The sequence below is a fragment of the Mesorhizobium sp. ESP7-2 genome (assembly GCF_020164715.1).
Classification (GTDB): Bacteria; Pseudomonadota; Alphaproteobacteria; order Rhizobiales; family Rhizobiaceae; genus Mesorhizobium.
In genome coordinates this window covers 48,582-75,096 of sequence record NZ_JAIUGQ010000024.1, presented here as the reverse complement: position 1 = coordinate 75,096, position 26,515 = coordinate 48,582, and the positions used below count along the sequence as shown (strand labels likewise).

Genomic DNA, 26,515 nt, shown 5'->3' with positions numbered 1-26,515 from the left:
ATGGAAAACCCTCGGATTGTCGGCCATATCGTGGCGGTGCAAGGCTTTCGGGTGAAGGTCGAGCTTTTGCCCGAAACCAAATCCGCGCTTCGCGCTACGCTCGACGGCGTTCAGATCGCCGTGGCGATCAACGCTTATTTGACCTTTAGTCTGGGGGCTGGGCAATTTGTCATTGGCATCATTACCGACCTAGAGGCGCGCGAGACCTTTGATACCACCTCCGGGGACGACCTTTCGCTGGAGCTCATAAAACCGCGCAGGACGGCGAATATTCAACTCTTGGGCACCATTCAACAAAACGAAAAAATTGGTGCCTTTAGCCCGGGCATAACCATCCTGCCGACGCTAGATACCCCGGCCGAAATATGCTCCCCAGAAATCCTTCAGGCGGTGTTCGAAACGCCACCTCGTTGTAACAAGCCGGAGGATTATGGTGGCGAGGATTTCGACTACGATCTGCGAATTGGGTGGCCTACTGGACAACCTAATAGCGCGGTGCGCGCCTCCTACAATGATCTATTTTCGCGGCCGCTCGCCATTGTTGGCAATACCGGCTCTGGAAAGTCGTTCACCGTTTCAAATCTTTTACAAAAGGCCATGCGAGCGCTTGGCGACAAAGGCGATGAGCCGCACGTTTTTGTCCTTGATATCAACGGGGAGTACGGCAAGGCATTCCCGCCGGCATCCCCGCCTCGATCGCCGGACCGGATTTATCTGAATGGAGCTGAGTTCGGAATTCCGCTCTGGTTCATGAACGCGTCCGAAATTTGCACCTGGTTGAGCGCATCGGAGCAAACTCAAGAGCCCGTTCTAAAGGACTGGTGGGCCATCGCGAAGGCCAGCGGCGAGGACGGCGCGCTCGTGACGGGGTCAAACATGCTGCGGCATGCCGTGTCCAAGGTCTTGATCATACTTCAGGTCTTAGATGCTCAGCAGAAGCCGTATAAGAAGATATGCTGCCAACAATTCAAAATCCTGAAGGACTACGTGGGCGCGCGGCAGCTCGATGGAATGACCGAGCTGCGCGAAACTCTTCTCCCTCATGCCGCTCAGTACAAGGCGGATGGGAAGGATGTGGATTGGAGTTCACCAGAGAACGAATTTGACATCCGGGCTGCAGCGGAGACTGTCCTGGCAAATCTGAGGGCCTTAATTGCCGGCGACGTCGCCGTCGCGACGATGAGCGCAACGACAGCGGATAGTCCACGATTTATTCCGCGTGGCCGACTTGTCGATCCCACGCTGTTCGACAGCGCCACGGCTCCGGAAGATGTCGGAAGGGTGGAGGCGCATCTTACGACCCTCAAACTTCGTCTGAAAGCTCGTTTGGATGACCCGCGCTGGCAATCATTCCTCAACTATGAAAACGAGGCCACTAACATTCCCTCCCTATCGATTTGGATGGACAAACTAGGCCTTGGAAAGCGGAAGGGGCCGCGAGTTTCGATTATTGATCTATCAATGCTGAGTTACGAAGTTTTGCCCTATGCCTGCACGATCATCGGTCGTGTTCTTTTGGAGGCGAGAGAAAATCTTCCCGCCGAGAGACGTTACAAACATCCCTGGTTATTGGTTCTGGAGGAAGCCCATAACTACGCGAGACCTCCCCGCACCGACGAGGAAAGAGGGCAGACCCTCTCGCGGCTCGCGTTTGAAAGAATAGCCAAGGAAGGAAGGAAATTTGGCCTGTCACTTGTTATCGCCAGCCAGCGACCCAGCGAAATCAGTCAGACAATCATCAGCCAATGTGCCAATTTCATAAGCCATCGCCTTCAGAACCCAGACGATATCGACCATTTTCGTCGGATCATTCCAATGCAGGCTCGTAGGCTGCTCGATCAAGTCACAATCCTTGCCTCTGGCGAGGCGATCGTCTTTGGAAGCGCTTTTCATATCCCAGCGCGCGTGCAATTCGACCGCCCGAATCCGGGTCCTTTCAGCCAAACTGCTGCTCCCTACCACGAGTGGCGAACGGAACCCGCGCCATTTCCGCTATCAACCATTATCGAGGCGTGGGGTGCCGAACCGAAGAAACCCGCAAGAAATACGGAAACCCCGGTTTCGGCCGCGAAGCCGGATGAAGGCGACGACACGCCTTTCTGATAGTCGGGAACGAACATTTATGAGACCCCGTCTCGACATGAGTGGCCTCACATCGCCTGGTACGATTAGGGTCGTCAAACGACAGTATCCAACCATTTCATAATCTGGTCCGCAACAGGCATACCCCAAGGCCACCTGTTCGCTGCGCGCGGACCGCACTAATCTAAACGCTAAATCAGTCGAAGAAGAATGTTGACTTGCGCGTCCGCACCAAGTCGCCAATGCCGTTCTGTGGTGTCCAGGTGACAACGTCGACTCGCCACGCAAGTTTTGCGCCTAATCGTTGAGCCCCCGCATCCAGCTCCGAACTGTCCATCGTACAAAGTGTCCCGCACCTCGTGCTCCCGCCAGGGGCATGGATCGGCGTCCAGTGATCAAGCCAAAGTACTGTCTTTGCAACTCGGGTACCGGATGTTTCAACGAACAGTCCGTTCGCGTCAGCGTCAAGTTTGCCGCCTTTGTTAAGGGTGTATGGGCATGGCACCATAAGCCCGACGCCTATGAATTCGTCATGCCAAGTTCCGTGCATCAACGGCATCGCAGAGAATGTCACGGGCCATGCAGATCCTGCGTCACCAGACACAGCAACGTCAACCAACTCGATTTCTGGCAAGTCGCCTCTGAGCGAAAACTTGTCCGGAAAGACAAACCTTTCTGGGGTCAGCCATTTCTCAGTGTGGTCGGGAACGAACTCCGGCGTCGCAAGATAAGCCCGCGCTTCGATTCTTCCAAATTCCGAAACCTCTTGCGGTGTGGGCATACTCAAAGACACCACCCTGAATGCTGCACCTTCGTTCAGCCGCGACAATAGCTGCCTTGTACAACTCTCAAGATCTGCACTATCCGCACTCAGTTCGACCGCACATTCCTGAAGGCCGGTTGGCCGGGCCTGCGGCTCGAGTTCGAATAGCCCCGGAAGCACCGGCACGATATCCGCTAGATATTGGACCGCTTGTCGCAAGGGCATCCCCCACTCCAGTACCGCGTGGGCTATCGTTCGCTCGTATGCCGACCGAAAGACCTCGCTCTGGCGCGTTACCACCTGCGGATGCGCGCCCGACTGCGCTAGGACAAAATCGCCAAAATAGTAGGGATAGTCAGAGTATGGGATTGCCGACCGCTGCCGAACTCGCTCCCACTCAAAAGCCCACTGCCGAAAGAATGGAAGGCCAAACTTGCGTTCTAACCCCCGCATATGTGTCTCGAGTATCGGCGGTACGTCTTGACGCTTGTGCTCGTTAAAGTACGAGGGCGGTTGATAATCCTCGGGCGCTTCCTGGGTGTCCGCATCCCATCTTCGAGGGCCCGAGCCGGGACCGTAGATTTGCTCTAGGAGGAAGTCCGATAGAATTGAACGGCAAGACATCGCCGTCACAACCTCTGCCAGTGACGGTCGCGAAGCCGCATTTGTAACTAGGATGACCGACAGGCCCGTAGCGGTCTCGGATTCTAGCCTTCTAGCGGCTATCCAGTTGAGCAAGGACTTCGAAGCAAGCGCGTTCGAATGCGGCGATTCCAAAAGTGCTCGTAGCTGTTTCGCCGTTCGCCAGCGAATGAGTTTGACGGGCCAGCTCAGTCGCTCGGTCAGAAGTTCAATCGCAACGCAAGACGCAGCTAAGTCAGCCATGGAGCCTCAGGGATTGGCTGATCTTTGACTTCTTCGGTGAGGCAATGAACGAGGGCGTGAGCGACTGTCGCTGCGATGTCAATCTGACCGACGAGAATGAGGAAGCCCACCAGATAGCGTTGACCAATCACAAATGAGCCTCCGGCAGATCGTCCGTATCGGTCGGCGACAGCGGTATCCACAATGAACTTCCACCACTCCGAGCCGTACAGTCTTGCTGCCGTAGACAACCTCCTCATCACTTCGTCCTCGGGCGCCCAATAGCTAGCCCATCCGTTGCGCATGCTATGAGCGCGAACGAGCCATTTATAGGCCGCCTTCTTTCCCTCCAGCTTCCGGCTCACTTCGAAAATATCATCAAGGCTATCCTCAATGTGATAAGTAGATTTTCCGGAAGTAAAAAACTGATCGATGGAGTCAATTGCAACCTTTCCCTCGCCCTCGGAAGTCCAATGGGAGAGCCATCCGCTTACGAACGCTCTTCGATTCCGAAAATCGAATGCGGCCTTGCCCACTTCACTTGCAACCTTTCCGAATTGATCGGCCTTGAACTTTGCCGGCTTCGTCCGCCACGGCTTTCCAGCTCCGAGCCCGTTGCTTCTACTCGACCGGTCGTGACGGTCTTTCGGCTCACCACCAAGAAAGGCGACTTGATCCGCGTGGAGCTTTTCCGCAGCTGCGTCGTGTGCTCCTGCCGCGCCGAGCGCACCGAGCGTACCATGGTCCATGAGGGTTGCTGCTAGGGCTGCGACTGCTTCGCTGCCGAAGTCTCCGACCGTAAAGAATTCCTTGATGCACTCATCGGCATACCGCCACTCTTCGCACTCAACGTGGTGGGCGTAAAACATCGGCAGTTTCTCAGGCCTCGTCTTTGCGACAACTTCGATCAACTTGGAGCGTACGTGGTCGGTCTCGTCTCCGTCGGTGAACTTTGTGATCTGTTCGACGATTGGAGTGAGCTTCAGGATCGCCGGCAGCGCATCTGCGCCACCAGCAAGGTGGACCTGTTCGACAGCATCAAGCGCCTCGATCCCACTCATGTCCTTTCGGTTGCCATACCCCATTAGACAGTCAGCAGCCCGCCTTATGAGCTCAGGTTCGCGTCCAAGCCCGTATGCGGCCGAGAACTTAGCGAGTTTCACCCAAGTGTCCGTGCGCTCCATAAATTCGGTAACGGTCGAGGCGAGCGCCTCAACGCTATCCCGCAGAAGTACTTCGGCACCAGTTTGGTCAAGTATCCGCCGCTCGTCAGAGGTATCATCTTCGATCCAGAGGGAATCGACCCAATGAATCGAGCTCCGCGCAACCTCCAGCTCACTTAGAGCGACCTGGGAACTAGCCTCGTTTCTCAGGGAAATGAGGTGCAGATCACAAGCTATCTGTCGGAGCGCGCCGCGAAATTCAATGTATCTACGATAGTCCGCCTCGTTGCTGTTCCCTCTAAACCGCACTTCCGCCAGATCCGCTGCCCCGAGGTAAGGGGCAGAAAAGCTGAGTTCCAACTTTCCGGCCGCGATGTAGCTTGCGGTTCGTTCGAGACAGTGGATTGCCTCCGACAGCCAGCCCACTTGGTCCAAGTCCAGTCCCGGATACACCCATGAGAAATTGCCCTCGGCCCGAAAGGCAGTCGCTAGAGCTGAGAAAAACACTGTGTGCAAGAAGCGATCAGCGCCCGAACCCATACCTGCTCGCATCTCCTCGTCACCGAGCCTGGCTGGGGCGACGGGCAAAGCCATTGAGCCGACAGGTTGGTCTCGCGTCCCGAAATAGCAGGCCAACAAAGGACTTACCGAACTCGGCGGACGCGGCACCCGAGAACTCATTTCCACATCAAGGTACCCCAAGGTGCGGACTAACTCGTCTTGGACGATCTTGCTGACTGGACTCCAGGCACTCGTTAGTTTGGCCAAAAGCCATATCAAAACGTCAAGGTTGGCCGCTTTCCCGACTGCCCGCGTATATTCGATCAGTAAACTGCTGAAGTCCTTAAATCCTTCCAGGAAACTTAGTACGCGACCTGCTGTCTCGATGCCGCTTCCGCCGGCTGCGTGCAACAGGTGGTGAGTGAGCTGCATGAATTCATTCTCCGGACGATGCCTAAGCTCGATCCAGACATTTATACGTCGCGTGAGTTCTCCGACGCAGATATCCCGAAGCTCATCTTCAAACCCCGCCGGTGCAGTACCTGCAAGTGTTGCAAGTTGAGAATCGGATACACTCTCCACCTCGTCGGAGTAGATCCTTACCTGCTGCCAGTTTTTCGCTGCCGCGAGCGCGGACGTCTTGAATGCAGCAAAATCCTGCGACTGCTGTTCGGGCGAATTCAACAGGCGTATTCGAAGCCAACGCAACGTTGTCGTCCGAGGAAGATCAGCTGCTTTGAAGGCCGCCCATTCGGCCGCTCGGAGAATTTCATGGGTCTGGCGCTCGTTCCACCCATTCGCCAGCGAGTCTACGATCCATTTCCGGGTCGTTCCGGCGAGCAGATCGACTGGGTCGCCCATCTGCGCCTTTGTGATCCACAGCCATCCCCAACGCCAATAATCAGGCGCCTCTACTTCGAGCCATTTAACGATGACAGGCAACAGGGCTTGGTAGGCCATGACATGGTCAGGCCGCTCGCGCACGTAGGCGAATATGCTCCCGTGGAAAGGTACCAGGCCCGACTGACGAACATCGAGCAGGAACGCGATCTCGGAGTAATCGCCGAAGCATTTCCGTATTCCGTCGCCAGGCCAATAGAATGTTGTGCCGGCAAGCGCATGAAGTGTGTTCCTGGCGGCTGTACTGAGCCCGCCCCACAGGGCCGCATAGTAGACTCGAATGTCGCCGTCTGGGCACGGTGGTAACGCCAGAACGTCCTCGGCCCTGACACGTTTATTTGAGAGAGCGAGACTCTCGAACGCGTAAATGAGGTGAAGAGGGTGACCCTGTGAAACCGTGAAAAATGCTTTGGCAATGGAATCGACAAGCTCGCGCCGCGTTTCGCTGCGGCGTAAGCGTAGAAGCAACCGCTTAGCCTTGTACTGCGCCTTCACCCAGGCCGAGACGGAAATCTCATCCATTGCCGGTATTTCCAGCCAGTCAACCTTTTTTGCAGACTGAACCAGACGCTTTGGAAGCTGATCTTCTAGGACTTTTTGGGTACCGACGACGAGGCTGACGTTGTCGAGCGAGGGAAGTAGGTGAACGAAGAGCTGATTGAGTTGGTCGACCCGAGCGGTGTCACGCCACACATGGTCTAAACCGTCAATAAGAATGTAGAGGCGCTGATGCTTCGCGGCGAGATACTCAGCGGCACTTTTGATCACTGACCGAAGCCGCGTGGGATCGTCACTGCCTCCAGGAACGCTTTCGGGGTATGATGCTGTAAGCTGGTTGACGAGCGAGGCTGCAATGGTAGCGAAAGACATTCGGTCCGGCGTCGTATCGTCCATTGCCAAGAAATAGTGGTGCCGTATCACTACGGCGCCATCGCCAGCCTTCCGCAGTCTCTCGGCCAGCAAGCTCAGGTACGTGCTTTTCCCTTTTCCCGGTGTGCCCCAAACGATTGTCAGCGGTGCGCCCTTCGTAAGCCGGGATGTGACTTCTGCATCAAACGCCTGACTTGGCACAATGTAATCGGGAGGAACGCGGAAATCCTGCCGGATCGGCTGTGGGCGTTGCCTTGTGATAGTTTGCGAAAGGTGCGCAAAAAGTACCCTTCCATCTGGTGGCGGCTGGTTTCGCCTAGTAGTCCAGGTACGCACTTGCTCTCGGAAGGCGAACCAACCGTTAGGGTCTAAGTCGGACGGCACTAGTTGGTCTCTCAAGAAGGCCTCGTAGTCGTCCAGATCGCGTTCGCTGTGGTCAAATTCGAAGCAGTTGAAAAATGCGATAGCTTCGGCTTTACCGCCGCAGTGGTTTTCGAGAGTAGCGCGCACTTCTGGGGACGCTTTTGACAAGTCGAGCCGTTTTCCGCTTAGACACGATGCGACCTCGGTTGATGGAACCCTATTCGTGCGAAGCGTCGCAGAATGGACTAACCCGGTTGCCGCAAGTTTTCGGAGCGAGGTCGCCCACTTCGTTAGGAGGGAGGTACCGTTCGGCTTCCTGTCCGTGAGCCACGCCCAGTTGAGGGGATAGTCAGTCTTGTCAACCGTGAACTTGACCTGGAGATACTCGAACGCGCCGTCTCGACGCGATACAACTACGTCATCCAGGGCAGTGCCATCATCGACTGCTTCCAGCTGAACCCAGCTGTAGGTATCGGGGTCGCGATAATATCTAATAAGCGCCTCGATCCCCACCAAGTCTTGGTATTCATATCCAACCCGAGTGATGGTCGATGGCTTGATGGTCCTGTTCGCCAATCTTTCCTCTACCTGCAAGATCTTAAGCTACCAGACGGCTAGGCTCGACCCAAGCACCACCAGCGTCATCCCGCCGCAACCACCTATAGATGATGCAGAAGCGTCTGCTCGATGAGCGCGGTATCCTCGTTGCGTACTTCGAACTGAGGAAATAGCCCGCCAGATAGGACTATCATCCATGAAAAAAGCAACAAGAGCCTGGAATGCCGAATTTGTCCGTCAGTTGTACGGAATCAACGTGCTGACCGATAAGGTCAAAAACTTCCACCTGTCGCGAGACAACACCCTCTCTAGGTGGAACGATGACGACGTGCTGATCAAGCATCACGTCATGAGCGGCCGGCAAGTGGATTCGGAATTGAATGTTGTCTTCCAACTCGTCGACATCGTGAATTGCCTTTGGTACTCGATGACGCCTGCAGGGCAGCGTTGGAAATAAAAACGGACGGGCAACGTACTTGTGAGAGTGGGAGGAACCAGTGAAAGAGACGGATTACCACAAACAGCTTTCCCATCCGTCAGAGCCGGTCCGGGAGATGGCCTTGATGTTCACAAATTACATCCCCATCGTTGGTCCAACTGTCACCTGGCTGACGGATCAGGTGTGGCCCGACCCCGGCCGTATCGCCAGAGATCATTTCCTGGTGGCTTTGGCGATGCGCGTAGATGAACTTCATGACAAACAGTCGGCCGAAGCGGCGATGCGGCAAGAACACTCGGCAGCGATCCTTGCCGACTCAATGAGCATTGCCTCGCGATCGTTCGGGGAGAAGAAGCTTCAGGCCCTTCGAAATGCGACCGCGAGTGGAATTTTTCACTCGCCCGAAAAGTATAATATGTCTGCACTCGTGCTGAGCATGATCGATAGGTTGACCGATGGTCACATAACAATGTTGCAGGAAATAGCCCGCCAAGGCCAATACGATTGGCAGTACGTTACCATGATAGGTGTCGAGTCCAAGGTCGATAAGATGGGAATGACCGACCCGACGGGCACCGTCATTTTTGAAGGCAGCGAACAAGAATTCATAGATAATGATTTGTTGAAGACGAATGGTATCCTCCGTGACGACCTACTCTCTCTCGGGCTGATCGCCCGACGTGAGACAATCTTTCCTGGGTCAAGTCTCGGGGGACCTCCGTCTAGTCATATAGAGGCAATTATCACTCCGAAAGCCGAACTGTTATTGAGAGAGATAGAAGGAACTCCGCCTAAACCTTCAATTGGAGAGGTGGAGTTCCCAAGCGGCCCGCCACGTTGAGCAGCGGGCCTACGCCCTGGTGTTGGCCCTGCGTCGAGTTCATTCCCGAGAATGGCGGCGGCGCTCGTGTGAGGCTAACCGGAGAACTGGCCGACGTTAGAAGCGGGCATCATTGAACGATAGGTAGTCCGAATTGGGCCAATACCTCGGGGACAAAAGTGAATGTGGGACACACTAATTCTGATCGCGACGACAGGCATTGTTTCCGTCGTGTGGTCAACATTCTGGACGTGGCTTGCCGAAGGCCGACAGCGAGCCGCTCAAGCAACGTACATTGCGATGCGAGCGGCTATCGCGCTTGAGGATTACGCGATCCGATGCTGGCAACTGGTCTATTCCGGGCCGGAGCATATGAAGCAGCATGGTTCTCCGCTTGCCAGCGGAGTACCGGATTTGGAGTCAATGCCCGAGAGCAGCGACTGGGTGAATGTCGACCCTGAGTTGGCGAACGAAGCCCTGTCGTTCTCGAATTCGGTAACAATTGTGCAGATGATGGCCGACCACGCTAAGCACTTGGAGAATAATCCCTTCGATGCTGAGACCTACGCCAAAGAGCGTGGCCGCGCCGCATGGGCCATAGCGGCCAAGCTTCGCACCAAGTATAAACTGTCAGAACGCGCCTATCAGGCCAAACTCCTTGCCGAGCTGCTGACTTGAGCGACGCGGGGACATGGGCGCCTGCCTGCTCATTGCCGGCCTTGGTTCATTGAGTACTGCTCCTGCCGAGTCTGTTGAGGCACGATCTAAATGACGGTGGACGGTTGACGTGTCGACTGACAACACGCCCGATTTGGCGCCCGCCGGTGCCAAGGGAGAAGCTTGCGAACGTCGCAGGCCGTCCGATAAACCCCAAATCTCGCCGATGCTCTGACAAGGCGTCACAAAGCTAATTGCCGATTGAAGTTTGAATAAGTTCGCTCCAACCAAACGCTTTCCCCTGCTCGTAGTGGAATATAAGTGACCGCATGAGCACCCGGGTGCCGGTCGACAATAAAAACAAGCACTTAGCTTTAAAGGCACGTTGCCCGTTACTCGCTCGCAACAGCGCTCAACGCGGCTGCCGGTTGGCGCGTCAACCTCGGGCGCGCCGCCAGTGGCGGCTTTCGGGCTAAGCTCTAGTTCCGATCGATCTTCGGCGACGTTTACATTCTACACTGAGCTTTGCCGATAGCAGAAGAGTGCTTCTTCGATAGTGGATCTCGCGATGTAGCGGTCTTCCGACTCAAATCCCCGCTGGCGAGCGAACATTTCCGATAACGACGTCTGCCCCACAGCGTATCCGAACGTCGCAATCTCTTTCACACGCACGCGCAATTCGGCCGGTGGCGCGAGACAGAAAGTTCGAAAAGCTCCCAGGAACCCCAGTTATTGAATAACCGCGGCCGGGCCGAATTCAGACAGCGGCTTTGGGTTCGGGATTGAAAAATTAGCCGTTCGACGTGCGGTTCTTAGACTGAGCCGAAGCCGCCATATCACTCTTCTCGAAACGCTCGCGCTATCTGATCGGCCAGTGGTTTTACGAGGTAGGACAGCATCGTTCGGCTGCCGGTAGAGAAGAACGCTTCGACGGGCATGCCCGGCGCCAAGGTGAGGCCATTCAGTTTCTTCAGCTCCCAGCGCGGTAGGCTGACGCGAACCGTGTAGAAGCCCGCGCCGCTTCGCTCATCGACGCTGAGATCGGCGGAGATCTCGTTGACGACGCCATTCAGTTCCGGTGTCACGCGCTGATTGAACGCCGAGAGTTTTAGGGCAACGTCCTGGCCTAGCGAAAGCTGGTCGATGTCCTGTGGCGCAATGCGGGCCTCGACGGTCAGATCGTCGGCCACCGGGACCACCAGCATGATCACCTCGCCCGGCGAAATGACGCCGCCGATCGTATGAACGGCGAGCTGATGAACGACGCCATCCTGCGGGCTGCGGATGTCGATACGCTTGAGCTGGTCTTCGGCCGACACCTTGCGTTCGACGAATTCGGATATCTTTCCCTGGACGTCACGGAGCTCGGTGGCAACCTCGCTGCGCAGATCCTGGTCGACCTGGATGATCTGCAAGCGGGTTTCGGCTATGCGGCCCTTGGACTGGGCGATCGATGCGGTCAGTTGCCCATGTTCGCCATCAAGTCGAACCGCGTCTCGCTCCAGTGCCGTGAGGCGGTCAATTGAGACGAGTTTCTTGAGCCAGAGAGTTCGGATGCTGTCGAGCTCGGTACGGATCAGCTCTATTTCCCGGCTCTTGGCGGTCCGTTGTTCGGCAAGCCCGGAAGCTTCTTGTGAAAGCTGCGCGATGCGTTCTTCCAGCTGCGCTTTCTGTCCGGCGCGGGCCTGCCGGCGAAAGTCGAACAGCGACTGTTCGCCGGCGATGGCACGCCCAACATTGGGGTCATCTCGCCTCGAAGTCAGCGAGGTCGGAAAGGCAATGTCGGCATGGTCGTCACGCTCGGCTTCAAGACGAGCCAGGCGAGCCTCGAACTCGTCGAGGCCCTTAGTGACGATAGCGAGGTTGGCGCGGGTTACTGTTTCGTCGAGGCGGATTAGGACCTGGCCGGATTTGACGGCATCGCCTTCGCGCACCAGGATCTCGCCGACCACGCCGCCGGTGGGATGCTGAACCTTCTTGACGCTGGAATCGACGACCAGCTTTCCCGATGCGATCACGGCGCCGGAAAGCTCGGTGACCGCCGCCAGGCTGCCGGCGCCGCCGACGAGCAGGATGCAGGCCGCCACGCCGCCTAACAGATAGCGCCGGATGGTCCGATCGATCATGGGAGCCGCGGCCATCAGGATACGTTCTCCTCAGGCGCGGACACCACCTTCAAAGGAACACCTCCCGGCCGGGTGACCTTGTTCAAGACCTCGTTCTTCGGTCCGAAAGCCTGGACCCGGCCATTGCCCATCACCAGGACCTGATCGAGGCTCGCCAGCGCGCTCGGACGATGCGCCACCACGACGGCGATGCCGCCACGGGCCCGGACCCCTTGGATCGCCTCGGTCAAGGCAGCCTCGCCTTCAGCATCGAGGTTTGAATTCGGCTCATCGAGAATGACCAGGAACGGGTCGCCATAAAGCGCTCGCGCCAACGCCACTCTTTGCCGCTGGCCGGCCGACAAGGCCGATCCAGCCTCGCCGATGCGTGTCTCGTAGCCTTCCGGCAGATGAACGACCAGGTCGTGCACGCCCGCCGCCCGGGCCGCCGACAATATCTTGTCCGAAGGCGCCTCGGGCTCGAAACGCGCGATGTTTTCGGCAATGGTGCCGTCGAACAGCTGCACATCCTGTGGCAGGTAGCCGACATGTCGGCCGAGTTCCTCCGGCGACCACTGGTCGAGCGTGGCGCCATCGAGCCTCACTGCGCCGCGCGCCGGCAGCCAGATGCCGGCAATCGCCCGCACGAGCGAGGATTTGCCGGAAGCGCTTGGCCCGATGATGCCAAGGCCAGCGCCCTTTTCCAAGGCGAAGCCCGCATCCTGCACCACCACGCGCCGCTCGCCCGGCGGGCTGACGCTGATGCCCTCGACCAGAAGGGCTGAGGTCGGCGCCGGCAGGGAAACGGTCGTCGCCGCCTCGGGAAGCAGTGCCAGCAACTGGGTAAGCCGTGCCCAGGCCTGGCGGGCGCTGACGAATCCTTTCCAGTGCGCAATGGCCAATTCGATCGGTGCCAACGCCCGACCCATCATGATCGAGCTGGCGATCATGATGCCGCCCGTCGCCTCCTGATGGATGACGAGCCAGGCGCCGATCGCCAGCATGCCCGACTGCAGCATCATGCGTAGGATCTTGGAGATGGTTCCGAGCGTGCCGGCCAGGTCGCTCGCCCTGGCATTGGTGCCGAGATAGTCGGCGTTGATACCAGCCCAGCGTTCGGCGATGCGCGAACCAAAGCCCATCGCTTGCAACACCTCGACATTGCGGCGCGTCGCCTCGGCAAGCGTGTTGCGCGCGGCCGCCTGTCTGTTCGCCTTTTTGGCCGGCTCGCGCGTGCGCGCTTCGGCAAGCAGCGTCAGGCTGAACAGGATGATCGCGCCGCCCAGCGCCGTCATGCCGATCCAGAAATGGAAGAGGAAGCAGATGCCGAGGTAAAGCGGCATCCACGGCAGATCGAAAAGCGCCGTCGGGCCAGCGCTCGACAGGAACGACCGCACCTGATCGAGATCGCGCAGGGACTGAAGACCATCGCCAGCGAGCTTGGTACGCAAAGGCAACCGCATCAGTGCGGTATAGACCTGACCGCTCAGCTGGGAATCCAGCCCCATGCCGATGCGCACGAGAAGCCGTGAGCGGATCAGTTCGAGGACGCCCTGGAAAACGAAGAGCATGCCAGCAAACACCGCAAGTCCGACCAGCGTCGGCACGCTGCGGCCGGGGATGACGCGGTCATAGACCTGCAGCATGAAGAACGAGCCGGTCAGCGCCAGGATGTTGACGACGCCGCTCATCAAGGCCACGCCAGAGAAAGCGCGCTTGAACGACGAAAGAACCGCCGCGAGCGTTGCTCGCGGCGGCGGGGATGGATTGAGTTGCATCGTTGCCGTCACCAGACTTCCAGTTCAAACACTCAAGCCGCGATGAACTGGAAGTCGTCCTGGTGCAGGCTCGTCAGCGCGACATTCTTCAGGGTAACCACATTGCTGGCGTCATGCGTGATGACCGTGTCGGCGCCGACCTGGGTGGCGGCAGACAACACCGAGGCAAAGTCGGCGAAGACGTCGTTTTCGAACTCGATAACGTCCTCGGTACCGGGGCCTGTGACAAAGTCGTTGATCACCTGGTTGCCGAAGTTCGGACCGAAGACGAAAGTGTCGCCGCCTTCGGTGACTTCGATCGTGGCATGCACGCCATTGGGCGTCATGGTCTGGTCGGTATGGTCGGCATCATGCAGGCCGTAGGTCAGCGTGTCAGTGCCGGTAAACCCTTCGTCCGGCTGGTAGACATAGGAATCCGCCGCACTACTCCAGGAGATGGTTCCATGCTCCGGCTGCACCCAGATGTAGTGCTCGGCATTGGCGCCCGAGGGGATCACGTCATTGGCCATCAGGTTCAGGACGATCGGCGTGTCTTCGCGCGTCGACAGCGCGTCATCATTGCCGACCCACGCATCGGGGTCGGTCCCGCCTTGCGTGACCTCGATCGAGACATGCACGCCGTTGGGCGTCATGGTCTGGTCGAGATGGTCGGCATCGTGCAGACCGTAGGTCAGCGTATCGGTACCGACAAATCCGGCGTCCGGTTCATAGACATAGGAATTGTCGGCGCTGCTCCAGTAGACCGATCCGTGCTCCGGCTGCACCCAGATGAAGTGCTCGGCATTCGCGCCGGCCGGGATCAGATCGTTGGCCATGAGGTTGAGCACCAGCGCGGTGCCCGCGGTCGTGGAAAGCGCATCATCGGTGCCGATCCATTCCGCCGGCTGGGCCGGGCCAATCGTCAGCGACAGCGTGTCGAACACCTGCAGCGCGCCGTCGGACGCCGTGACGGTGACGTCGATCGCGCCTTCGGACCCCGACGGCGGCTCGCCCGACAGCGTACGCGTAACCGCATCGAAGGTCAGCCAGGACGGAAGAGCCGATCCGTCGGCCAGTTTGGCCGACAGCGTGAGCGATTGCCCGTCTGGATCGGAGAAGGTGTTTGCCGGCAGGACGGCGCTGAACGACGCGCCTTCCGAGGTTTGATAATCCGGCAGCGCATGGGCAATGACCGGCGTATGAGCCCGGGCAGTAAAATCGGCCTTCGCCCAGATCGTGCCGTTGGCGAAGCGCACTGTCTCGACACCACGATCCCAGTTCGGGTCGCCGGTCCCGGCAAGTGTTATCCGGCCACCGTCGCCGGCACCCGCTGCGCTTTCGCCGATGACCAGGACAACGTCGTTGCCGGCCGCGAGATCGAATGTCACCGATGATGGATCGATGCCGTTCAGGATCAGCGTGTCGTTGCCGCCGAAGGTGTAATAGGCATTGGCTTCGTTGATGATGTCGTTGCCGTTGCCCCTGACGTAGATGTAGGTGTCGTCACCCAGGCCACCGATCAGCGTATCGTTGCCTGGTCCAGCCTGGACCGTATCGCTCGAGTTGAAGCCGGTGATCGTGTCGTCGCCCGATGTATTGGCTCCTTCGAGATAGCGCATTTTGAGATCCGTCTTGGACCACACCGTGCCGTCGTCGAAGCGCACGCTTTCGATGCCTCGATCCCAGTTTGAATCGCCGGTTCCGACAAGCGTGATCCGGCCGCCATCGCCGGCGCCGGCCGCGCTGTCGCCGATGACCAGGACGATATCCCCGTCGGAAAGATCGAAGGTGATGGATGCCGGGGCGATGCTTTGCAGGATCAGCGTGTCGTTGCCGCCGAAAGTGTAATAGCCATTTCCTTCGTTGACGACGTCGTTGCCGTTGCCTCTGGTGTAGATGTAGGTGTCGTCGCCCAGCCCGCCGATCAGCGTGTCGTTGCCCGGCCCGGCATGGAACGTATCGCTCGAGTTGAAGCCGGTGATCGTGTCATCGCCCGATGTGTTGGCTCCATCGAGATAGCGCGTCTTGAGATCAGTCTTGGACCACACCGTGCCGTCGTCGAAACGCACGGTTTCAATGCCGCGATCCCAGTTCGAATCGCCGGTCCCTACAAGCGTGATCCGGCCGCCATCGCCGGTGCCAGGAGCGCTTTCGGCAATGACGACAACCAGATCGCCGTCGAGAAGATCGAAGCTCACTGATGGCGGCGTTACATTGTGCAGGATAAGCGAGTCGTTGCCGCCAAAGGTGTAATAGGCGTTGCCTTCATGGACGACGTCGTTGCCGTCGCCCCTGGTGTAGATGTAGGTGTCGTCGCCGAGCCCGCCGATCAGCGTATCGTTTCCAGGCCCGGCATGGAACGTATCGCTCGAGTTGAAGCCAGTGACCGTGTCATCACCCGACGTGTTAACTCCATCGAGATAGCGCGTTTTCAGGTCCGTCTTGGACCACACCGTGCCGTCGTCGAAGCGCACGGCTTCGATGCCGCGATCCCAGTTTGAATCGCCTGTCCCGACAAGCGTGATGCGGCCACCGTCGCCGGTTCCAGGGGCGCTTTCGGCGATGATCAGGATGAGGTCGCGATCGGTCGTGAGATCGAAGGAAACGGATGCCGGCGCGATGTTGTGCAGGATCAGCGTGTCGTTGCCGCCGAACGTGTAATAGGCATTGCCCTCGTTGACGATGTCGTTGCCGTCGCCACGGCTATAGATGTAGGTGTCATCGCCCAGACCGCCGTTCAGCGTGTCGTTGCCAAGGCCACCCTGGAAGGTTTCGGACGCGTTCGTTCCGTTGAGCACGTCGTCGCCATCCAGCGAGCCCGAAGCAAGGGACAATTCGCGCAAGGTAGTCCTGTTCCAGATCGTTCCGTCGTCGAACTCGACTGTTTCTATGCCATTCTGCCCATTGTCGGTCCCCGATCCGACCAGCAGGATCTCGCCGCCGTCCCCTGCCCCGGAAGCCGTCTCGGCAATCCTGAGAATGATGTCGTTGCCGGAGCGGAACACCGTGACGGAAGCGGTGGTTATTGCATGCAGCACGGCCCGGTCCGTACCGCTGGCATAGGCGCCCGCGGTGGTATCATCGAACACGTCATTGCCGTCGCCACGGCTGTAGGCATAGGTGTCGTTACCGGCCCAGCCCGTGAGTGTGTCGTTGCCATGGCCGCCTGTGAGTGTTTCGTCGCCATTGGTGCCGACGATGGTGTCGTTGCCGGTCGTCGTCTGGCGGTCCACGATAAGCTGACGCAGTTCGGCGCGTGTCAGCGTCTGGTCGCCGAATTCGAAGAACTCGATCTGGTCCAGCAAGGGCAGAGCTAACACCTCGCCGGTCTGGATCAGGGTAAATGTAGCCCCGTTCATCGTCGCCCCGGTCACGGCTATGGCAACATCGGCCGTATCGATCCCGGCGCCGAACCTGATCCTGTCCTGGTCGGTGCTTACCCAGATGGAATCCGAGCTTTCCGAAATCGTATCGTTGCCGTCGCCGTAGCCGAACACGTAGGTATCAGCCCCGCCGGCGCCGTCCAGCAGGTCGTTGCCGGCGCCACCGTAGATGGTGTCGTCGGTCCAGAAGCCTCGGATCGTGTCGTTGCCGGACGTCGCCTGCGCGGCGATCAGCTGCTGAGCGACATCGAACTTGGTCAGGACCGTACTGTCTTCGAAAACGAACTGCTCGATATCGTACCAGGTGAACCAGTTCCACAGGGCGTACTCGCCCGAGATGGTGAGCGTTTCGCCGGTCGAATTCAGCGTTGCTATAAGATCATTGCGATCGGCACCAAGCGAGAAGGTGACGTCGTCTACCCCTATGCCGGCGCCGAAGCGGACCGTGTCGTTGTCACCCGACAAAACGACTTCCAGACTCTCGTGAATAGAATCATGTCCATCACCGTAGCCGAAGAGATAGGTATCATCGCCGTCGCCGCCAGCCAGAACGTCGTTGCCGGGCCCACCGGCGAGCGTATCGTTCCAGGGAGATCCGTAGATTTCGTCGTCGCCTGGCGTCGCCTGATCGGCAAGATAGCGCGCGACGAAATCGGTCTCGGTCCAGACCGTGCCGTCGGCGAAATGTATTTCCTCAATTCCATCCGGCCGCCAGTTGATGTTGGTGTGCCAGAACTGGTTGACCAGGCGGATGGTGCCACCGTCAGGCATGTTGATGATCAGGTCGTTGGCCGCAGCTGGATCGCGGCTGAAATGGACATCGTCGGGATCGATGCCAGTCAGCTCGATGACATCGAAGGTGCCGCCAAGGGGGGCCTGGCCGTTGTCCCATATGCTGTCATGACCATCGCCAAGCGTATAGCGATAGACATCGTTGCCATTGCCGCCACTCATGAGATCGTCACCGAGCCCACCTTCGATGAGGTCAGCGGTGCTGAAGGCATAAATGGTGTCGTTGCCGTCGGTGCTTGCCCTGTCGAGCATCACGAGTTGCAGGTCGAGCCATGAGAGCGTATGCGCCTGGCCCGCACGGTCGACATAGTTGAAATTGTCGATGCGGTTGAAATAGACGACATCAGGTATGAACGGGTAGATCGCATAGAACTGGTTGGCGATCGTCACATCGCTGCCGTCGGGCAGCCGCAATGTCAGATCCCACGAATTCCCGTCCCTCAGAAGCTGCAGCTCTTCGAGATTGAACCGCGTGGTGAAGGTCAACGCGTCGCCGTCCAGGCCGCCGAATATGTTGCCGGCACCATCGTCGATACGATCGTGACCATAGCCCTCGCCGAACAGGTACGTATCGTTGCCGTTGCCGCCCTGGGCAAAGTCGTTTCCACGGCCGAGGTCGATGCGGTCATCGGCGTTGAAGCCATAGATATTGTCATCGCCATCGGTCGACTGATAGTCGATGAGGCGGTCCATGATCTGGCGTTCGGTGATCGAGGAGCCGTCGGTGAAGACGATGTACTCGATGCTGCTGGTGAAGAACTCTGGATAGAACGCCGGATAAATCTTGTCGTTGGCGCCCTCGACGACAATCTGGTCGCCGAGATTGCCGTAGTGAATGGTGTAGTCGCTGGAATTGCCTTCCCGGGTGAACGAGACGTTGGCGGCGGTGATACCGGCGCCGAAATAGATCGAATCCGCCATCGAGCGGAAGGGATTGCTCTCGAAGTCGTGGATGACGTCATGGCCGTCGCCAAGGTCGAAACGATAGATGTCGAAGTCGCCGCCGCCTTCGAGCCGGTCGTCGCCCTTGCCGCCCCAGATGTAGTCGGTGTCGTTCGAGCCGATGACGGTGGTGGCGCCGGCATCGACCGTCGCCGCCTCGCGGGTCAGGTCGGCGTCGTTCCAGGTCGTGCCGTCGGCGAAGACGATCTGGTCGATGCCTGATACGGGCCAGGCATTGCCGATCAGGTCGCTCGGCCACTCGCCGGCGAACTGGTCCTTGATCGTCACCGTCTCGCCCGTCGAAAGCAAGGTCAGCACGAGGTTCGAGCCGTCGCGCGTGACGTCGAAATCGGACGCGACATGGTGCGAGAAGCGCATCTGGTTGCCGGTGCCATCGGCCAGCACGACCGTATCCTCGATGATGACATGGCCGAGATTGCGCCCGAAGACGTACGCGTCGGCTCCCGCCTTGCCGGAGACGTTGGTCTCGTCACCATTGAGATAGAACAGGTCGATATCGTTGCTGCCCACGACATTGCCGCTGCCGGCGATGATCGCTTCGCCAGGCAAGCCGATCGCGGTCGCCACATCGACGAAGTCGAGCGTCGAGCCTGCCGTCTCGTAGCCGTCGACGACGTTCTGCAGCAGGAACGGGTTCGAGTTCTGCAGAAAGGCCTCGCCGCGCTGGAAATTGCCGATGACGTAGTCGAGCAGCGGCTTCCAGTCATGCAGCCAGTCGATCGGATCGGCCTGGGTTCCTGCCTCGGCGATGATCTTTTCGAACGACCCGCCGAGCTGGCGCAGATGATTGGTGGCGACGAACACATTGGCATCGGTGTCGTAGGCGAGATCGCTGAAATAGCTGGACAGCGGACCGCCCTGCACAGCGACCCGGACAGCCAGTTGTTTGTAGCCTTCCTCCATGCGGGTGATCGTCTCGATCAGCGTCGTGACGGGCGCTGATTGCGGCGCCGGCCGCTGGTAGAAGACGGACAGGTCCGTGCCCGTGTAGCGCTCGAAGAAGGCCAGGTCTTCGCCCTGCACCCAATCGAGAACCGTACCCGGCGTCAGGCCGAGGTCACCGGTAGCGCCGTCGATCACCGGCCGGGGCGTGCCGCCGACCGATCCCGCCTGATAGCTTATGAGGCCGCCATCGGTGCCTTTCAAATTGTTCCAGACGGAGGTCGGGTCAAGTTCGTAGGCGTCGCCGGTGCCGAACAGGGCATCATAGAGATCATGCCAGTCGCCGATGGCCGACCCCGTCGACAGATCGGAATCGTGGCTGTGCACGATCCTGGCGCCGCTGGCGAATTCGACTGTGGTCAGCGTGATCGTGCTGCCGTCCGTGTCCAGCACGGTCGATTGCGTGCCGCCCCAGACATAATCCACGATCTGGCCGCCGACACGCACCACCCGAAGGTCGGGCAGGTCCTCGAGCCCGGTGACGATGGCGCCGGTGTCGTCGCGCACGGGCGCCGCATTGCCCCAGATCTGGGCGATGGGGCGCACCGCCGCCACGAGCGCACCGAGGTCGTTGGTGTCGAATGCCGCCAGCAGATCCTCGATCGCCGCCGCCCGGTCATGAGCCGCCTGCTGCTGCACAGGATCGGCGGGATTTTGCATATAGCTGATCGCCGAGCGCAGATCGGTCAGCGTGCCGAAGCCCTTGAGGTTCGGCAGCGCGGCCGCCTCGGTGGTGACCGTGATCGGCGGACCGTCATAGCGGGTGTTCATGTCGTCGATGTTGAACAGCACCTCGCCGACCGTTCCGGTCGAGCCGTCCGCCCGGGTGAAGCCCGAGGTTCCGATGACATGGTTGCCGTTGACGGTATCGAGGATCACGGCTTCGCCGTTCGGGCCGATCTCGACGGCGCCGTTGCCGGCTGTCGGCAGAGTGAACGAGACGATGCCATGCTGGCCGACCGTCTTCAGTTCGGCCGCTTCGGAAATCAGATTGCCGTTGAAATCCTGCCAGACGAGCAGGCTGCCGAACGTGTCGGAGGCGTTGACGACGCCGTCGCCATTGAAGTCGGCGAGACCGTTGTCGGCGGCGTCGACGACGCCGTCATGATTGCCGTCGAGCCCGGCCAGGATGCTGTAGCCATAGGTATCGCCATAGCCGAACAGCTCGCCGCCGCCGTCGATGACGCCATTGCCGTTGATGTCGCGCGCCAGCATGCCGTCATCGGGCTTCGCCCAAGCGGTGCGCTCGGAATAAAGGTCGAAATCGACGTCGAACCGCGCAGAGGTGCCGGTGCGCATCGTCAGTTCAAGTCCGTCCCCGTCGAGGTCGAGCACCAACGGATCGGCGGTTTCGGGACCGCAAGAACCGGTGAGCATACGCAACTGAAGGTCGACCAGACTCCAGAGATCGATCTCGTTCGCCATCTTTGGCCGCTCGTCCATCAGCCGATGCGACGTGATGGTGATTTCCGCGAGAAGGATGTTGCCGGGCCCGGTGCCGACACCGAATTCCCCGCCTTGCACCTGCTGCTGCCAGCCTTCGATGAACATGTGGGGATCGCGGCCGTCAGCCGGGATCATCCAGGGATTGATGACGAGCAGGTCGCCGTCCTGGTTGATGCCATACTGCACACCGTAGGCGCCGATGGCGTAGGGTGATTCCGAGGCCGAATTCTTCCAGCCGCCATATAGATTGAGCGTGCCGAACAGCGTCAGCCTATCGTCGGCATCGAAACCCTGCACGAGGATGCCGGGCTGTAGCCAGACTTTGTCCTGGCCGCCGCCGAGTTCGACGATCGAACCATATTGCGCGCCGATGAACACATCGTCCTTGTTCGTCAGGACAATCCTGTCGGCCCCTTCGACGCGCAGATTATCGACGTTGCCGAGGCCACTTATGAGCCCCAGCTCAGTCGCTAACCCGCCGGTTTGCGAAATGCCGGCAGTGAGCAGGCCCTGTTCGCGTTCTGTCGTTAGGCCGTTGAAATAGACCAGACCATGGCCGACGCCGGAATAGTCGACCGTGTCGACATTGTGAATGAAGGCATCGTGATCGAGCGTGTCGCCGGGCTTCAGTTCCGACTGGACGCGGCGTGACGTGCCCATGTCGATGATGATTTCGGCATCGAGAGACTGGTCGGTGACCTTCAGGATGTCGCCATTGTCCGACAGCTTCACACGCTCGATCGAGACCAGTGTATCGGTTCCCGAAGTGTGGCCCGTTTGCATGTCGCGGACGACGACTTCTATGCTTTTATGACCTTCCTCGGAAACAGTTTCCAGTCGCTCAACGATGACGCCGCTTCGGCTTTGCACCGCAGGTTCGTGCGTCACTGGTTCGATCAGATCAGGGGATTGGCCACCTGAATAGTACTTTATCGTGTCAGTCTCATCCGAGCCGTGGTCTCCAAGAACCCATTGCCTCCAAGAGATGGCGCGCTCGGCGCCGCCGACACAGGTGTCGTCATCGTCACCGCCACTAGGCAAGCCCGCATTGGCCATCCCCGGCAATGCGATGAATGTGTCATCTCCTTTGCCGCCGGCCAGAAAATCTTGCCCTGCCCCGCCCCCAAACGTGTCGTTTCCATCACCTCCGAAAAGGATGTCCGATCCACGGCCTCCTTCTAAAAAGTCAGCGCCCGCCCCACCGACCAGGATGTCGTCACCTGCGAGACCGACCAGATGATCGCCGCCGGCCCCACCCACGAGAGCTGAATTGATATCAACGCCATTGTGGGTCTGCGCATGAATTGTGACACCCGTTCCCCCTTGAGCATCAAACCCGTAGTATTGGATTTTCTTGATAGCAGTCTCTCGGGCGGTATCATCACCAGTCTCCCAGATCGTCCTGATTGCGCTCTCAAGGAGAGAGGCGGCATCGGCGTCTGGCTTTCCTGAAGACGCCAGCCCCCGATATACCGCATCTAGGGCGAATTGCCTTGGTTGCTCTTTCTCCAAGGAGCTCAGGCCCACTGAGCTGGGCGCGACATAATCAATGACGGCATTGATCTCGTCCGAAAACTCGACGGATAGAACACCGGAGTCGATCAGACCTGATTTAAGAATACCTGTGGATGTGCCACCTCCGACCGTGCCCGCACCCTCCGTTTTAGCAAAGCGGTCGGCGTACCAGGTGGCCAACTGCGCAAGCAGAATCTGGGCCTCGCCAGTAGAAACGTATGACTGGGGCGCTTGGTGCAAGATAGCGTTCAATTCACGCGTATCGTCAGCTAAGGCGTCCAGCCCGCCCCGCGCAGCCAATCCATGATCGGGGTTTGGCGAATTGAAAGCGGGATCATCGGCAAGCCTAATGCGAACCGCGTAACGAGTGTTAAGCTGCGCTATCAGCGTCTCATCAGTGACCTCAACGCCAATTTCGGTCTCCGTATTGTGTCGCCACCCGACAACGTCGTCGTTCTCCCCAATGATTGGAGTGAACCCATCAATATTATACGGATCACCGGCTAGGCTGGGGACTTCATGCGTGATGGCATATTCGTAAATACGCGTGATAATATCTGCCATGACTGACGATGGAACTTGCGCACTGACTGCGGACATAGCCTGTTCGGCCGTTAAACCAAACTTTGCCATGACATCGTAAGTTGACTTCGCGTTCGCCGCTATAAATTTGTCGTAGTCGAGGAGGTTGTTCGTGATTCTTTGACCTACGGTATCGCCCGGCGTCTCGGATAACTGAAAATTCCAATAGTAGAACGCACCGCCCCAGCCGCCATATGTTTGCCCACCATTCAATACGGCCTGACCGACATCTTTTTTTACGATTTCCTCAATCGGCGGCATCACGCGATTGGAGATCACGTCTCTGAGTACTGATTTACCTATGAACGTCGAATTTTGCTGAATATCGAAGTTAGTTATGCCATCGAACAAGAAGCCATTTCTGGTAACACCGCGCACGAAATTGGCGGCTTCGCTTGTCGAATCATTAATATTTATCTCACTGGCTTTCGTCAGCCAGTACACCGCTGATGAAGAGGCGGCATCCGATTCTATTGCCGATCGAATGAAAATATAACCTGCCCAAAAATTGTCGGTTCCATAGTTGGTGATAGCCTTTAACGTCTCTACCTGATCATCCGACAGCGCAACCATAACAAATCCTCATACGAATATAAATTTAATTTTTCTCAAGCTTCCAACGCATGAGAAGTGTCCTGATGCCCCGAGATGCATGCTGATACTCCCTGAGAACCTCCCTACGTATTGCGAATTGTGCTGTGAGATTCATATCTTTTAGGTCGAGGTACGCCTGGCAGTATGTTGGCATGCATGACAACAGCAGGCTATCCGTATCACTTCTAAAGTAATAGTCAGCATCTGTATTTGTAGTGTATTTTGTCTGCATTTTCGACAATCCGTACTGTTCGAGGATAATTAGCTGGTCGTTGCGATATAATCTTAACAGCCTGTCGATGCGATCGTCCGCGTTACTTTCCCCAAGTGGGAATCCTTGCCCGTAATACTGTATTCCGGTGACCCTAATTATCGAGTCTTCCGGCCCGGGATTCGGCCTGTCCGTTTCACTCGGATGGAACTCCGGCACCCCCCAAAGGTCGCGCTCGGGTGCCTTCAAGTCTGGTATCCAGAAAATAATCCCGACCGACTTGCGGTTCGGATTGCAATTGAGATGAGTGGAGAATGGGCGAGGATAGATATAAGCCCATGGCATCTTGAACTTCAGTGGCCCAAGATTGATGGCCACTGGGTGCGCGGGGTCGATCAGGCGCCTGCGGACGGCCTCCTTGCTTACATGCCCTGGTTCCGCACTAAGGTCGGGCTCCGTGCAGGGAAGGTTGTAGATATCTTGAGCCGTTTCAGCGGCGAAAGCCCCTGGCATCAGCAAAAAAAAGGTCAGTAGCCCGACTACAGATGGGAGACGAAACAGAAGCTGTAGCCTTGCCCTCCAATGGGCAGAACCGTCAGCCGAAGCACGCCTACGCGATGCCGGCTTCCACCCGCACACGTTACCAGCCATGCCAAGCGTGACGCCCGACATCATTAAACCCTCGCCGCATTTTTGGGTGGGCGGCGATCACCGCCGCGTTACCCCCGCAACGAATCTGGTAACATGGCCGTGATCGACTGTTAAGGCCTGACGGGAAAACAACTTAAGAAATTCTTGTCATTTTCTATCAGCTACATCTAATTTAAACTTCTATCTACTGGGCATGTATGAATGGAGCCCGCCGCCGTTCGTTGGGAGCAATATTCCCCGCCAGATTGGAGGTCGTGCAAAAAAATATACCTCTAACTGCCGCACAACTCTGCTTCTCCAAAATTCACGACGGCACGGGGGCACGCTTTTCACTGAGCTTGTCCAGTATGTCCTTGTCGACCAGTCGCCGGATCATCGGATGGACGCGAACCGGCGAGCCCTTGGAGAGCTGGCCGAAATTGATCAGCACGCTGGTGGCAAGCGCACGGTTTGCGGCAACGACGTCGAGCAGCCAGACGATGTCGCCGCTGTCCCAGTCATTGCCCTTGAGCCGGACCGGGAAATTGCCGGAGCGGGCCTGCTCCTCGATCCTGGCGCTGACAGCCTCCGAGACCTTTGCCCAGATCGCCATGCCCACCATCGGCCCTTCCTCGGCATTTGTCGGCAGCTTGCCGGAGGCGATCGCGATGCGGTCGCGCAGCAGCGGTTCGAGCACCAGCCACTCCAGATCGGAGATCGACAAGTTGCGATAACGCGGCGTCGCCATCAACGCCATGGTAACTTGGGAGAACGCAGTGGCGAGCTTGCTGCGCATCTCGCGCAGCTTCGCCTGCGCGTCCTCAGACAATTGAGGCTGAGCCGGCTTCAGTCCGCTCGCCGTGTCATTGTCCTTACCAGACTCGCGCGCACCGCCGTTCTGCTTCAACGATGGTTTTGAACCATCGCCATTACCGCTCTTTTCGTTCGCCATCAAATCCTCGCCATTCCTGTACTTCCGAAGCTCTTATGGTTGCTGCAACGCTCGTTCGGGTCAACAGCCGAATGTCTCTGATAGGAATGTGTTGCGTTTATAACTGGATGTCCGGAAAATGACCGATTTCCATACATCGCCGTAAGTGGTGCCCGGATAGCGATCCCAGGATAGTTTCACGTACGGAAACCATGTGCGGAATTCTATTGTGCGGATAACGTCCCACCAGCCAACCGAACAGACCTCATATGACCGTTAATTCCACCTCAGGCATTTGCACGTGGGCCTTCTTGGCCGATGCCGACAATTCCAAGCGGCGATGGGTCGTCAATTTTACCTAAGCAAGCGCACGTAGTTCGGGCTGGGACACGACCCAAAACGTTCGAAAACTTTCAGGAACCTCAGGCGAATTGGACGCTGCGGCCTACAATCACGCGGCATGTCGGCGATAGGAAAAAAACGCCTCCTCAATAGTGGGTCTGGCGATGTAGCGGTCTCCCGCTACCATCAATACAGCGTTAGGCGCCTCTCCTGTGGTTTGCCAGGTTGAGGAGCTCCGCCAGCGCACCGTGGACCTTGAGCTCAATCTGCCCCTGCCCTCCGCCGGTATGATCTCGATCCTCGCAACTAGCGAGCGGATAACCGGCCTCCTCGGCGGCCGCA

Annotated in this window: 10 protein-coding genes and 1 pseudogene; 4 read left to right on the top strand and 7 right to left on the bottom strand. The window is 58.2% G+C overall.

Annotation, left to right across the window (positions count from 1 at the left end):
* Positions 1-2,103, top strand: a complete 2,103-nt coding sequence (locus LB543_RS21515) for an ATP-binding protein (RefSeq protein ID WP_224615488.1) — start codon at positions 1-3, stop codon at positions 2,101-2,103.
* Positions 2,104-2,278: 175 nt separating this feature from the next.
* Here the strand turns inward: LB543_RS21515 and LB543_RS21510 are convergent, their stop codons facing one another.
* Positions 2,279-3,070: a hypothetical protein gene (locus tag LB543_RS21510; RefSeq protein WP_224615466.1), complete on the bottom strand. Its 792-nt coding sequence runs from the start codon at positions 3,068-3,070 to the stop codon at positions 2,279-2,281.
* Between the two features lie 647 nt (positions 3,071-3,717).
* Positions 3,718-8,082, bottom strand: a complete 4,365-nt coding sequence (locus tag LB543_RS21505; RefSeq protein ID WP_224615465.1) for a dsDNA nuclease domain-containing protein — start codon at positions 8,080-8,082, stop codon at positions 3,718-3,720.
* Positions 8,083-8,260: 178 nt separating this feature from the next.
* Between LB543_RS21505 and LB543_RS21500 the strand changes: the two genes are divergently transcribed.
* The 3 genes from LB543_RS21500 (at position 8,261) to LB543_RS21490 (ending at position 10,001) form a co-directional block, all read left to right on the top strand.
* Entirely contained in the window at positions 8,261-8,521 is a 261-nt protein-coding gene (locus LB543_RS21500; RefSeq protein ID WP_224615464.1) for a hypothetical protein, read from the top strand.
* 40 nt (positions 8,522-8,561) lie between these two features.
* Positions 8,562-9,344 (top strand): hypothetical protein, encoded by a 783-nt coding sequence (locus LB543_RS21495; protein WP_224615463.1) that lies wholly within the window; start codon positions 8,562-8,564, stop codon positions 9,342-9,344.
* A gap of 162 nt (positions 9,345-9,506) precedes the next feature.
* Positions 9,507-10,001, top strand: coding sequence for a hypothetical protein (locus LB543_RS21490; RefSeq protein ID WP_224615462.1), 495 nt, complete (start codon positions 9,507-9,509; stop codon positions 9,999-10,001).
* A gap of 815 nt (positions 10,002-10,816) precedes the next feature.
* Here the strand turns inward: LB543_RS21490 and LB543_RS21485 are convergent.
* The 5 genes and pseudogenes from LB543_RS21485 to LB543_RS21465 all read right to left on the bottom strand — a co-directional run bounded on the left by LB543_RS21485 (position 10,817) and on the right by LB543_RS21465 (position 25,852).
* A complete protein-coding gene (locus tag LB543_RS21485; protein WP_224615461.1) occupies positions 10,817-12,121 on the bottom strand; it encodes an HlyD family type I secretion periplasmic adaptor subunit in 1,305 nt (434 codons plus the stop codon).
* A complete protein-coding gene (locus LB543_RS21480) occupies positions 12,121-13,863 on the bottom strand; it encodes a type I secretion system permease/ATPase (RefSeq protein WP_224615487.1) in 1,743 nt (580 codons plus the stop codon). The genes LB543_RS21485 and LB543_RS21480 overlap by 1 nt, the downstream gene beginning before the upstream one ends.
* A 32-nt stretch (positions 13,864-13,895) precedes the next feature.
* Positions 13,896-22,256 (bottom strand): calcium-binding protein, encoded by an 8,361-nt coding sequence (locus LB543_RS21475; RefSeq protein ID WP_224615486.1) that lies wholly within the window; start codon positions 22,254-22,256, stop codon positions 13,896-13,898.
* Positions 22,257-22,454: 198 nt separating this feature from the next.
* A pseudogene (locus LB543_RS34170) lies at positions 22,455-23,447 on the bottom strand (hypothetical protein); the annotation flags it as partial.
* Between the two features lie 1,778 nt (positions 23,448-25,225).
* Positions 25,226-25,852: a toxin-activating lysine-acyltransferase gene (locus tag LB543_RS21465; RefSeq protein ID WP_224615460.1), complete on the bottom strand. Its 627-nt coding sequence runs from the start codon at positions 25,850-25,852 to the stop codon at positions 25,226-25,228.
* Positions 25,853-26,515: the final 663 nt, after the last annotated feature.